Annotated in this window: 10 protein-coding genes; 2 read left to right on the forward strand and 8 right to left on the reverse strand. The window is 47.1% G+C overall.

The features are described 5' to 3' along the window. Positions 1–374 precede the first annotated feature (374 nt). Positions 375–1,052 (reverse strand): Crp/Fnr family transcriptional regulator, encoded by a 678-nt coding sequence (locus C6P39_RS05735; RefSeq protein ID WP_104803119.1) that lies wholly within the window; start codon positions 1,050–1,052, stop codon positions 375–377. A gap of 511 nt (positions 1,053–1,563) precedes the next feature. On the opposite strand from C6P39_RS05735, the gene C6P39_RS05740 reads away from it, so the two are divergent. After that, entirely contained in the window at positions 1,564–1,965 is a 402-nt protein-coding gene (locus tag C6P39_RS05740; protein WP_095175444.1) for a DUF3783 domain-containing protein, read from the forward strand. A 50-nt stretch (positions 1,966–2,015) separates the two neighbouring features. On the opposite strand, the gene C6P39_RS05745 is transcribed toward C6P39_RS05740, so the two are convergent. The 5 genes from C6P39_RS05745 to C6P39_RS05765 are packed head-to-tail and all read right to left on the reverse strand — an operon-like array spanning position 2,016 to position 8,608. Continuing rightward, on the reverse strand, positions 2,016–3,575 hold the full coding sequence (locus C6P39_RS05745; protein ID WP_104803120.1) for an MGH1-like glycoside hydrolase domain-containing protein: 1,560 nt from the start codon (positions 3,573–3,575) through the stop codon (positions 2,016–2,018). After that, positions 3,576–5,519, reverse strand: a complete 1,944-nt coding sequence (locus tag C6P39_RS05750; RefSeq protein WP_104803121.1) for a beta-L-arabinofuranosidase domain-containing protein — start codon at positions 5,517–5,519, stop codon at positions 3,576–3,578. It abuts the gene before it with no gap. Positions 5,520–5,542: 23 nt separating this feature from the next. Continuing rightward, complete coding sequence (locus C6P39_RS05755) at positions 5,543–6,367, reverse strand: carbohydrate ABC transporter permease (RefSeq protein ID WP_095175447.1); 825 nt, start codon at positions 6,365–6,367, stop codon at positions 5,543–5,545. Positions 6,368–6,376: 9 nt separating this feature from the next. Further along, positions 6,377–7,258 (reverse strand): carbohydrate ABC transporter permease, encoded by an 882-nt coding sequence (locus C6P39_RS05760; protein WP_095175448.1) that lies wholly within the window; start codon positions 7,256–7,258, stop codon positions 6,377–6,379. A 54-nt stretch (positions 7,259–7,312) separates the two neighbouring features. Continuing rightward, positions 7,313–8,608 (reverse strand): ABC transporter substrate-binding protein, encoded by a 1,296-nt coding sequence (locus C6P39_RS05765; RefSeq protein ID WP_104803122.1) that lies wholly within the window; start codon positions 8,606–8,608, stop codon positions 7,313–7,315. A 274-nt stretch (positions 8,609–8,882) separates the two neighbouring features. On the opposite strand from C6P39_RS05765, the gene C6P39_RS05770 reads away from it, so the two are divergent. Further along, on the forward strand, positions 8,883–9,776 hold the full coding sequence (locus C6P39_RS05770; RefSeq protein WP_095175450.1) for an AraC family transcriptional regulator: 894 nt from the start codon (positions 8,883–8,885) through the stop codon (positions 9,774–9,776). 22 nt (positions 9,777–9,798) lie between these two features. On the opposite strand, the gene C6P39_RS05775 is transcribed toward C6P39_RS05770, so the two are convergent. Further along, the gene (locus C6P39_RS05775) at positions 9,799–11,046 is read right to left on the reverse strand and encodes an MFS transporter (protein ID WP_104805864.1); all 1,248 of its coding nucleotides are present in this window, start codon (positions 11,044–11,046) and stop codon (positions 9,799–9,801) included. Positions 11,047–11,254: 208 nt separating this feature from the next. Then, entirely contained in the window at positions 11,255–12,094 is an 840-nt protein-coding gene (locus tag C6P39_RS05780; protein ID WP_095175452.1) for a class II fructose-bisphosphate aldolase, read from the reverse strand. Positions 12,095–12,103: the final 9 nt, after the last annotated feature.

Consider the following 12,103-nt stretch of genomic DNA (forward strand, 5'->3'; position numbering starts at 1 on the left):
GCCTCATGAACAGTAACCTCAATTTACAGTCCCAAAGTCATAAATTATACTGTGTTAAGTATACTCTAATGCGGACACAACTGTCAATACTTCACCAAATTATGGAAATTTAAAGCTTCTTCTTGTTATTACTTTACCATACAAAAATATAGCAGATAGATTTCCTTGTATTTTTTCACTGATATAGGCTGGTTTCTTTTCTGTTTCTTATATATTTTCACAGTTTGTTTTTTCACCGTAACTATTCAGTAGGTCTGCGCATTTACTGCGCTGACCGTAAGAAAGTGTACCACGGCCAAGCAAAAATCCCATCGCCAAAGGCGATTTTGCATGGATTTTTGCCTGTAACTGTGAGGGTACTGAACAGTTACTTTTCACCTATTATTATAGGAAGAAACTCCTTCGCAAAGTGTAAAACGGTTCTTGCGGAATGTGATCAGCCCTTCCTCCTGCATTCTCCCCAGCTCATCGGACAGAACACTACGGTTCACGCAGAGATAATTTGCCATTTCCTCCCTGGAATAGGGAATCTCCACGGTATCACTGCCTCTTTTGCGGCATTGAATGCGCAGGTATTTTAATACTCTCATTCTCACACTTTTGGTGGAGAGAATATCAATTCTGTAAAACTTCCTTACGTTTTCATTGGCAATGAACGCCATCAGCCTGCGTTCCAGCTCCTCCTCCCATTTTTCATGACCCGGCATCCAGTCAAAATACCAGACTTTTGCATCCTGGCTGCAGTAGGCCGAATAGGGACTCTGCCGTGTGGGAGTGCAGACCACATCTGCGCCCAGCATATAGGAGGGGACCAGTTTCTGGAAAAGTCGTTCATTTCCCTCCATATCAATGCGCACAATGCGCACCTCCCCTTCCAGAACAATGCCCAACTGTCCCACAGTGTCGCCTTCGTGCAGGAGTAGTTGTCCTTTACCATAGTCCTGTATCCTTCCTCCGAGGAGACTGCAAAGTTTTTTGATTTCTTCTTTATTTTTTTGCCTGAACAGGCAGCTGCGTGTTAATATTTTTTCATAATTTTCCAGTTGGCCCATTTTGTGTTGTTCCACCTTTTTTGTTTGCTTGTTTTATTTTATCATTTTTGGGTGGGTTCGTAAATTGTCACTTTGGATGGATGGGGTGGACGGGCTGGCGGGGGTGTCTGCTGTGCGCCTTTGGCAGCCAGCTTCGTTCCCCTTCAACTAATCGCTAACTCCGACTAAGACGCTCAGCAAAGGCTTCGCGCCAAGTCTGCATAAGCGATGGATTTTCAGGCTCTCTACCGCAATGTCTGCCAAAGGCGCACAGCAGACACCCCCACCAGCCCTGGTTTTCTCTCCGGCAGTAAAAGCATTGTAAGCGAAACATTTTTCCAAAACATAGCAACCATCCACTACAACTTCCGATCCGCCAACAACCAGGAAGAGGCATTTCTCTTCCCCGGCCCTCTCCCTGCCTCTTCCGTCCCCCCTTTCATTAATATTTTCAAAAGATGTAAGAACCCCGTTGAAAATTCATAACATATAGTATATGATGAACTTATGAAAACTGCCTGGAGGGATTGTTATGATTCGCAGACCCAATATTTTATACTATAACAATGGGCAGACGGAAAAGGAAAAAGTTTTGGAAAAAGCAGCACGCCGTATGGGATTTGATTTTTCTCCCATTCTCCCACAAAATGTACTGCAGACAGTGGGATATCTGGCAAAAATCAAAGGCTTTCCTCCTCGGAAAATATCCGTGCTGGAAAACCTTCCTTCTATTCCTATGGATGTTATGGTTATGTGTAATTTCACTGACGATAACCTGAACCACCTTCTTCGTATGATGAAGAACGGGGAACTTCCATCCGTTGCCTTAAAAGCAGTCCTCACATCCCAGAACTGCTTCTGGACATTTGCTCATCTTGTAAAAGAGCTGGAGGAAGAACACAGAGATTTTATGGAGAGAGAAGAGGAAAAATAAGGCTGAGGGAACGCAGGTGATGCGTTCCCTCAGCCTTGTTTCATAGCTGTTTATTTCTTTTTCTGTATGGGCAGGGTGACAGATTCAGGGACGTTCTCAAACCGGGCCTGTACGTTTCCGTCCACGGATATTTGAAATCCGGATGGGCCGCCATATCGTTGGCCGTTCTTATCATACTGGATTGACACCAAATGCCCTCCTGCCGGAACATCTGTCAGCTTGAAATAGTTCCAGTCTTCGTCCAACAAAGGAGATATGATCAGTTTTCCCTCTTCATACATATGGATCCCTGCTGTGCCGCTGATGAGCAGGTCACAGAAGGTGGAGTGGTTGTAATCTTTCCCCCGCTCATATCCTCCCGCTTCCTTTGGGAATCCCTGTTCTTTTAAAAAACTGCGTGCTTCCCATTCTCCCGTTTCGGGATGCAGGTTCTCATCTATCCAGCAGATTTTTTGACCATCTTTGTTCAGCCTGTAATGAGAATCTGCATACAGGCGGAGTAAATCCGTATATCCTTTTTTTCCGAATCCCGTGTCTCTTCTATTTTCCCTGCACTTTTGCAGGTATTCTGCCGCTGCGGTCAGGGTCTGTGATGTGGAAAAGGGCCAGGAATAACCATTCCACAGACATGGGTGATTGACCGTTTTTTCTAAGTATCCGGGATAAGGGCTGCAGGTTCTTGGCCCATAGGGCGCATAAAAACATGCGCTGTCCAGCAGACAGGAAAAGGACCTCCCCATTTTTTCCGCCTGGGTATTGCCCTCAAACAGATACGGCAAAGCGAAGTACCAGGGCAGATAACCGCTGATCTCATCCATTTCCGTAAAGCTGCCCAGATCTGCGTCTCTGCTTTCTGCCTGTATTCCTCTGTAAAAATTCAAATCCGGCTGCCAGAGCAGTGTCTGTATTCTTCCCCATAGCTGTTCTGCCTCTTCAAGATATTTCTCCTGCGCAAAATGGTCTCCTGTCCATTTTGCCATATGGAAGAGCGCATAGGCCGCTGCTGTCATATAAGAATTTAAGGTAAGACGGAGTCCGCTGCCCCCTGCAGAGTATTCCATACCGTCCCGGTCGTCTGAGGACCAAAACAGGCCGCATTTATGCATATTTTTCGCTTTCCATTTTCCATAGCTTTCTTCCATGCAGGGAAACAAGTCTGCCGCCAGGCTGTGAACCCCTGTTGTTCTGCAGAATCTGTAAACTGCGTGAATCAGCCAGTTGCTGTATTCCAGCTCGTATTTGCGGCCGCTTCCCTTGAACCAGTAGATGCAGTAATCCCTCAGATATTTTTCACCGCCCCTGAGCCATCGCCCTTCCATCAGATGATGGCCTGCTGCGCACGATATGGCGTTATAAGCACCGGACCAGGGGACTTCCGGAAGAAATTCTGTGATGATATATCCCTCTGGGGTTCTTTTTATATGTTTCCGGTAAACCCACCAGCGGAAATAATAGATTTCCTCTATGACCGGATCCGGGCAGTCCAGCAGGGGAATGTGTTCCTCCATCCAGGCTGCGGCATGTGCATTGTCAATCTCCTGTCTGCAGACTTCCTCATCCTGACCGGAAAACTTCCCTGCATAGTATTTTACTTTCCCTTTCAGGTGCATTTATCTGTCCTCGTTTATGTACCATGGAAATTGACTGACTCTCAGCTTTGTGCAGCCATAAGGGATCAGAGCAATCTCTTCCTCCTCACCGTCCGGACGTACGGGACTGGTGGGAAGGGTTCCCGCGCTGTTTGCTTCCAGCTCCCAGGCGTCCAGCCGCCGCCCTTTCGTTTTCAGCTTCACCGGGGGATGCGCTTTTGAAAAAGGTGTTTCCCCCACTGGGTTTATGCTGACTTCAAAAGCCGGATTTTCTTCCAATGCATAATTCCAGGCACTTTCCGGGTAAACCTCATAATCCCTGACTCCGGCTACCTCTTTTACTGTTTTCCATTTTTCTTTCATATCCAGGGCATACACCAGCGGACCTCTTTCCACTGCCATGCTGTTGCGGAACCAATAGGATCTTTCAATGTCCATGGAAAACTCTGCCCGGATCACATCACCTGTCTTAAGCCCTCTGCACACAGGTATTATGACTCCTGTCTTTTCTCTGTGATCCTCTTCTTTTATACAAGTTCCGTTTTTGTATAATTTATAGCTGGTGCACCACTGGGGGATCCTGATACCAAATTCCAGGTTTTCATGGGAGGCTTCCTCCACGTGGTATGTAATTTTATCTTTGAAGGGATATTCTGTCTCCTCCCTGATGCATATCTTTCTTCCCTCCGCCTCTGTCTCCAGACTGCAAGGGGCAAATACCATGGAAACCAATCCCAGATCCTCCGCTCTGTACCACAGGCTCTTCACGAACTTCGGCCAGCCCTGATGCATATTTGCCGTGCAGCAGCCAAAATTCGGCTCCAGTCCAAACATATTGGACTCCTCATTGTTATTGAACCAGCATCGTTTGGCCCTGCTGACCAGCACCTGGTTCGCCTGCTGCACATACTGATGGGCCATAAAATCCTCTGTGATGGTGGCAGGCAGCGCATTGTAAGCCAGCCGCTCCATTTGATCCGCAAAGTCCGGAAGTCCGAAGGCTTCCAACATGGTCTGAAGGCTGAACATGTACTCCACCACGGAGCAGAGTTCCGCGCCCTGGGAAGGGTTATTTCCGCTCAAATGCTCATCCCCATTTACAGCGCCGCTTGCTACCCCGTGATATTTCCGGGCATTCTCTATTCCTGCAAGGGAAATCGCCTCATAATCCCTGTCCTCAAAGAAATAAGACAGCATTGCCGGGTATTTAAATCCCATGGTCACATTTACGATATGATTGGCGTGGTACTTCATGGTGTCATGGTAATCCTCACATGAAAAATGGCTGTACTCCTTATCCCAGTTATAATAATAACCTGCGGGCCTGGTAAATGGAAAATCCTCAAATATATCTGCCCAGTCAAGCGCCTGCTCACGGAGCATCCTCACCAGTGCATGGATGTCAAACGAATCCCCCTCTGTATGGATATGCTCCTTTTCTCCCTGCTCACAATACCACCGGATACAGTACAGCAGATCCCCAATCCTGGCGCTGGACCACTGCTTCATGGGAACTTCCCGGATCCTTTTATACAGGTATTGAAGATATTTGTCAAAAAGCTTCAAAACCCTTCCGTCTCTCTTGATCTCATAATATTGGATCAAGACCTTCAGCATAACAAACCTGGACCAGTAGTCATCCTTGCTGGCTATGGGGCCGAAATTGCCCTCCTCGTCCTGGCTGCCCAGGGTCCATTCCACGAACCTGCATGCAGTCTCCCAATGCCGGGTATCATCCAGATAATAGGCCAAAGGAAGCAGGCCGTCCAGATAATAAGGTGCCCTCTCCCAGTTTTCCCCCGTGCCGCCCAGCCATCCGGAATAGCTGCCTACACTGTCCCAGATGTCATACAGAATACCGGTAAGCCCCTGCATCTGTATTTCCAACTGGCGTTTCAGCCATCCCTGGGGTTTTACTTCAGGTATGGTAAAGGTATGTAATCTTTTTTCTGTTTTCTTGCTCATAATCGTTCCTCCAAGGTGCCATTTTATTTTAATGCCCCGCTCAGCATTCCCTTAATAAAATATTTCTGCAGGAATACAAACAGGATCAGGATAGGCAGCAGGCCTATAATGGAGCTGGATGTGAGAAGCCCCCAGTCCGTCCCGTACTGGCCGATCGCCAGGTTGGTAAGTCCCACATTGAACGTTTTGATGGAATTGCTGTTGGCAAATACCAGCGCGATCAAATAGTCGTTCCATGTAGTGTAAGCCGCGTATACGGCAATGGTCGCCACAGACGACCAGGTGAGCGGAAGGCATATTGTGGAAAACACAGAGAAAGCCCCCGCACCGTCCAGTTTGGCGGATTCCAGCAAACTGTCCGGCACCATATCAAAAGCATTTTTCATCATATAAATACAAAACGGTGACTGGAAGGTAGCGTAGATCAGCACCATGCTTGGGATTGTATTCAAAAGATGCAGTTTTGACATAATGGAGTACAGCGGGTTTAACAGCGCCTGAAACGGGATCATAATTGCCGCCAGGATACAGGCCATAAGCAGTCCCTTGCCCTTTAACTGCAGTTTGGAAAACCCATATCCCGCAAGCACACTGACAAAGACTACCAGTAAAATAGTGATTGCCGTAATGATAAAGGAATTCAGCAGATATCCTCTGTACAGACCGTCATCCAGAGTAAAGATCTTTATGTAGTTAGCCAGAGTCGGATGCTTGGGGATCAAGCTGGGCGGTGTCCCGTAAATCTCCGTCTTATCCTTCAGTGAAGTCACAATCGTCCAGTACAGCGGCAGGAAAAAGATGACTGCCAGAACTGTATTCATCCAGGTTTTTTTCGTCACTCTCTTCATACGTCTCCTCTATTTCGTGGGGTCCTGCAGGACCTTATTTTCAAAATAACTCAGGAATCCCAGCACAACCAGCAGGATCATAGTCATAGCAGACCCATATCCCATCTTAAAGTATTTAAATGATGTGTTATATATGTAGTGCACAATGGTGGTTGTATCCTGGGCCGGGCCGCCCTTGGTCATGATCAGAAACTGCTCAAATGCCAGGACAGAACCGATAACGGAAAGGATCAGTGCCAGAGCTGCGTGAGGCTTGATAATCGGCAGTGTGATCCTGAAAAACTGTTTTACTTTATTTGCTCCGTCCACACTTGCAGCTTCATAAATCTGTTCATCCACGGACTGGAAGGCTGCCAGGATGATCAGCATGGAGAATCCCGCCATTTTCCAGGTGACCATAAAGATCACGGCAGGAAGGGATGTCTTTGCGGAGTTCATCCAGAGAATGGGGTCCTGTATGATTCCCAGTGTCTGGAGCAGATAGTTCAGCACCCCGTACAGATCATTGTAGATCCAGAGCCATACCATGCTGCAGCAGGTCATGGATATGACCACCGGAGCGAAATAAAGAGAGCGGAACAGATTCACACCTTTAAATGCTCCGTTGATCATAAGCGCAAGGACAAAAGCCAGAATAAACAGGCAGGGGGTTACAAAAACCGCATATTTCATGGTAAAAAGCAGTGAATTCCAAAACTGGGAATCCTGAAACAGCTTTATATAATTATCCAGAAAAACAAACGTTTTTTCCCCCAGCACCGGCCAGTCATAGAATGACATGAGCAGGGACTGGAGAAACGGAAATACAAAAAACATCAGATTCAATATCAATGCCGGGAGTATGAACAAATAGGATACCAGCGATATTTTCTTTTTATGTCCTCTCTTCATCAGATCTCCTTATTAGGGAGGGTGCCTGCCCTCTCAGACAGGCCCTCCTATCCATCACTGCATGATTTTATTGATAGCCTCCGCAGCATCCCCAAATGCCTGTTCCGGTGTCTTTTCTCCGTTCAGACAGGTCTGCATAGCCTCCAGAATGGGCACATACATCTCATCATATTTCAGGGATACCGGAGTATGTCCAACTTCCAGTGCCTCTTTCAGTACCTGATATTCCGGTGTATTGTTAAAATACTCATTGTCAAAGAAATCGCTTCTTGCCGGAAGCAGGCCGCCTTTTGCCAGCTCATCCACCTGCACTTCTTCTGAGAGGCCAAACCGGATGAAATCCCAGGCTGCATCCACATCTTCACACTGGGAGGTGATCCCAATGGAATCTCCGCCGGAGAAAGATGCATATTCCGTACCGTCCGGTCCTTTTGGAAGAAGACAGGCACCCCAGTCCATATCATCGTGCTCACCGCTTATGAAGGAGTAGATAGCCGCGCTTCCCAGCACTACCTGGCTGGCCTTCCCGGTAAGGAATGCATCCTGTGCTTCATTCCAGGAATATGTGGTGACACTTGGAGGCGTGACTTTATAAGTGTTCGTCAAATCGTTGAACATGGAGAGGGCTGCAACCGCATTTTCCGTATCCAGTTCACATGTCTTTCCGTCCTCAGATAATACCTCACCGCCGTTATTCCATACATAGGGCATGAACGTAAACATATGTCCTCCTGCGTCACCTCCCGCATAGACATAGCCGTACCGGTCTGATGTGGTCAGCTTCTGGGAATACGCGATCAGCTCATCCCAGGTCTTGGGCGGGGTTTCCGGGTCCAGTCCTGCCTCCTGGTAATGGTCTTTGTTGTACAGGAGTACAGAGACATCCGGTGCAAACGGCACTGCGTAAGTCTTGCCCTCAAGCTGCCCTGACTTTATCATGCCCTCACTGAAAGTATCCTTATAGTCCAGCGCTTCATACTTGTCAGAAATATCAGCAAAAGCTCCTATGGATGCAAAGTAGGGAACTTTTGTACAGTCCAGGGACACAATGTCCGGCGCCTCGTCAGAGGACAATGCCAGGGAGAGCTGGTCAGCCATCTGGGACGCGGGCTGCTCCACTACCTTGATCTCCACTTTATCGTTCTGTTTATTATATTTCTCTGCTGCGCTCTTTACGGCAGCAACGGTGGAATCACGGGTCAACACAACAATCTCTGTCTTCCCGGATGCTGCTTCCTTGTCCTTTTTTTCTCCCGAACCGCCATCACCGCCGCAGCCCGCCAGCATGGAAACTGCCATAAGCGATGTCATAGAAAGAGCTGCCCATTTTTTCATTTTTCCTGCTTTCATAATTTTCCTCCTGGGATGCAGACCCCTTTTGTCTGCTCCATTATGCATTTTGATATGTTTTACGTTGTATCGGACCGATATCTTGGGTATATTATACAAAAGCTTTTTCTATAAGTAAATTCATATTCTTTACCCAAAATAGTAAAATATTAACAGCATAAAATTGTAATAATTTAACATATTATCTTGTTATTTTTTTCTTTAATCGTTGATTTACAACAAATATTCATTTATAATTATATTAAAATATAAACATATCAGATAGGAGGCCGTCATGGAATATGTGAACTTTTCTACTCCCCCTTACCCCCATTTCATTATTGCCGGGTCTGCGCTCTACCGCCCCGGAGACGCGCACGGCAGAAGAAGCAATATCGGTATCTTTGATCTGATCTTTATTGAATATGGGGAACTTTATATCACCGACGGAGATGCTGCTTATCATCTCCGGGAAAATGAACTGCTTATCTTAAAACCGGATTCCACCCATTACAGCCACAAAAAAGTGGCGGAAAAGACTAAATTTGACTGGCTTCATTTCAGAAGTGTGGGAGATTATCAATACTCCCGGGAATTCCATCTGGTGAAAGAAGAACGGAAATCCCTGAGTATCTATACAGACCGGAAAAGCACGCTTACCCTTCCCTTATATAAAAAAATGACTCCCATGGAAAGCAGTGAATTCACATCCATATTTTCAAAGTTGATCTCAGCCAATATAGACAAATACCAGCAGAAGGAGACCCAGGACCAGGCTCTTTTATCTCCCCTGGAATGCCAGGAGCTTTTCTTCCGGCTTCTGAGCTTTGTGCAGGTTTTCCAGCCCCAGAGAAATTCCTCGGAACTGCTGGCTGCCAATATTATGGAATACATACTGCAAAACTTTCACACACAGCTCACCCTGGAAAGCATTGCCGATTATTTTAACTTCCACCCGGTCCATATCATACGCTGCCTGAAAAGAGAATACGGTATCACCCCAAACAAAGCCATCATACAGATCAGGGTCGACAACGCAAAAAAAATGCTCATAACCTCTAATCTGAGCATCAATAAGATTTCTGAATTTGTGGGTTTTTCCTCCCCCTCTTACTTTAATAAAGTCTTTCGGGAGTATACAAGTATGACCCCCAAAGAATACAGAGCACTAAAAAGGCCCGGAGCATAAACCGGACCTCTTTCCTCTGTGTTTATTCTATTCCGGGCTGCATCTGTACAGCCGTCTCTTTTTTTAACTCCCGCTCCAGAAGCAGTAAAAATACAAGTGCTGCCCCGCCGCACAGGGCGCCTATGGCAAATACCACATTGATATCCATACCTGCACCCAGCACGGAATTGGTAACAGCAGGAGCACTGAGTGTTGCCACAATAATGCCGAACATGACATACCCGTAATTTTCCCCGGAATGTTCCATACCAAAAATGGAACTTGCCAGTGAGGGAAAACTGCCCATGATCCCACCGTAGCAGGCATACATGAGTATCACGCACACGGTTGTCACAGGTGCCGGTGCGGTTATCAGAAGTATCATAGCCAGGACAATGGCAGCCAGCACACCTTTCAGGCAGATGGTACGCCCCACTTTATCTGCAGCAGTGGGCAGAAGAAGCCGGGCAGCCGCATTGCAGACAGACCCCGCCATGACAGACGTCACTGCTACAGATGATGCTATCCCTCTGTCCATCTGTACGGTCTGGGACAGGGGGGACAGGATCAGATAGGGAATCAGCCCAAACAGCATGACTGCCAGCAAGTAATAAAATTTCTTTGTCCGCAGCATTTCACCCGAAGTATACTGACGGCCCTTATTGATGGCTGCAGCGGTCTGTTTTTTTCCTCCCGGTCCTATCTTTCTTGTTTCCGGATTCCTAATAAAAACGCTTGCCAGAATCCATGCCAGAGTCAGCACGGAACCGATTGCCAGCAGCGTGAATTTGATCCCCTTTTCTGCCAGCATCACCCTGCTTAAGGGTGCCAGAAAAAATCCGCACAGACCGTTTGCCGTCACGATGACTCCTGAGGCAAAACCTGTCCTGTGGGGGAACCATTTCTGGGCAGTGGATATTATTGTTGTATAAATCATTCCCTGTCCGAATCCCTGCATGATCCCATAGGTCAGATACAGCATGACCGGAGACTGCCGCATGGAAAAAGCAGACAGCAGGATACCTGCCGCGAATATCCCGCCTCCCACTGTCACCACAATTTTGGGGTTGGATTTATCCTGTATCCTTCCTCCGATAATATTTCCCGGCACAAATGCCAGAAAACTCAGATAAAATCCCATACTGGCCTGGCTCTGGCTCCAGCCGGTAAGCTCCATGGCATACGGCTGATAGATAGACCAAATATGCGGATACCCTGTAAAAAATATGGCAAAGGCGCCAAATATCAGTATCAGATATTTTGTCTTTGCACCGGTTTTATTCTCTTTCACAATATCTCCCTCACAAATCTCTTCTCTCTTTATGTAAACCACTATTTCCCCGTTACTGTTTTAAAATACCGGACAACAGCTTACACTGCTATCCGGTGCTTTATTTTCTATCAATACATACTTCCCTTACTGTGCCTGCTCCGCCCAACACTGCCGTTGATCTTGTTTTCGGTGATTCATCTCTTCACCTGTAAAGGTGGGAAGATCCTCACTTTATCATGTTGAATACCCGAATGTGATGTTTCACATTCTCATATGTTCCCTGCACCATGGCTTCATTCAAGTCAAAATAATTGTGTTTCCCCTCAGCGGCAATGTACTCTTCCACTTTCTTTGTCAGGCAGTTGAAGCTTGCTGTGGCAATATTCACTTTCTTGATCCCAAGAGAGATGGCCTTCTGGAAATCAGAATCTGTGATGCCGCTGCCGCCATGAAGCACCAGAGGGATATCCACTTTATTGTGAATCTGCTCCAATACATCAAAGGCAAGCTTTGGTGCTGACGGGTAATTTCCGTGTGCATTTCCGATGGCCACCGCGAGGGCGTCGATACCTGTCTGCTCCGCGAATATTTTGGCATCATCCGGGTCTGTGCAGCGGATGCCGTGGTCGCAGCTTCCGTCCTCACTGCCGCCTACCAGGCCAAGCTCTGCCTCCACGGTCGCGCCATATTTTGCAGCCAACTCCACAACCTTTTTGGTGTTTGCAATATTCTCTTCAAAAGGAAGTGTGGAGGCATCCAGCATCACAGAAGTGAAGCCCAGTTCCAAAGCTCTCTGCACCGTCTCAAAGGTAAGGCCGTGATCCAGATGCACTGCAATATCCACCTTTGCAGATTTGGCTGCCTGCACCATCATGGGTCCCATCAGATCAAGAGGGGAGTGTTTCAGACGGACTTCCGCGATCTGTAAGATGATGGGAGTATCAAGCTCCTCGGCTGCACGGACAGCCCCTTTTACCATTTCCATGTTGCCTACGCTGAACGCGCCGCATCCTCTGTTGTTTTTTGCTGCATTTTCCAGTAATGTTTTCATTTTTACCAGTGCCATAATTTTTTC

The organism is Blautia marasmi (assembly GCF_900258535.1).
In the GTDB taxonomy this organism is placed as follows: domain Bacteria; phylum Bacillota; class Clostridia; order Lachnospirales; family Lachnospiraceae; genus Blautia; species Blautia hominis.

What these genes read in the sequence shown, in the direction of transcription:
- C6P39_RS05735 (WP_104803119.1), bottom strand. Translation starts at nt 1,052, where the DNA reads ATGGGCCAACTGGAAAATTATGAAAAAATATTAACACGCAGCTGCCTG.
- C6P39_RS05740 (WP_095175444.1), top strand. Translation starts at nt 1,564, where the DNA reads ATGATTCGCAGACCCAATATTTTATACTATAACAATGGGCAGACGGAA.
- C6P39_RS05745 (WP_104803120.1), bottom strand. Translation starts at nt 3,575, where the DNA reads ATGCACCTGAAAGGGAAAGTAAAATACTATGCAGGGAAGTTTTCCGGT.
- C6P39_RS05750 (WP_104803121.1), bottom strand. Translation starts at nt 5,519, where the DNA reads ATGAGCAAGAAAACAGAAAAAAGATTACATACCTTTACCATACCTGAA.
- C6P39_RS05755 (WP_095175447.1), bottom strand. Translation starts at nt 6,367, where the DNA reads ATGAAGAGAGTGACGAAAAAAACCTGGATGAATACAGTTCTGGCAGTC.
- C6P39_RS05760 (WP_095175448.1), bottom strand. Translation starts at nt 7,258, where the DNA reads ATGAAGAGAGGACATAAAAAGAAAATATCGCTGGTATCCTATTTGTTC.
- C6P39_RS05765 (WP_104803122.1), bottom strand. Translation starts at nt 8,608, where the DNA reads ATGAAAGCAGGAAAAATGAAAAAATGGGCAGCTCTTTCTATGACATCG.
- C6P39_RS05770 (WP_095175450.1), top strand. Translation starts at nt 8,883, where the DNA reads ATGGAATATGTGAACTTTTCTACTCCCCCTTACCCCCATTTCATTATT.
- C6P39_RS05780 (WP_095175452.1), bottom strand. Translation starts at nt 12,094, where the DNA reads ATGGCACTGGTAAAAATGAAAACATTACTGGAAAATGCAGCAAAAAAC.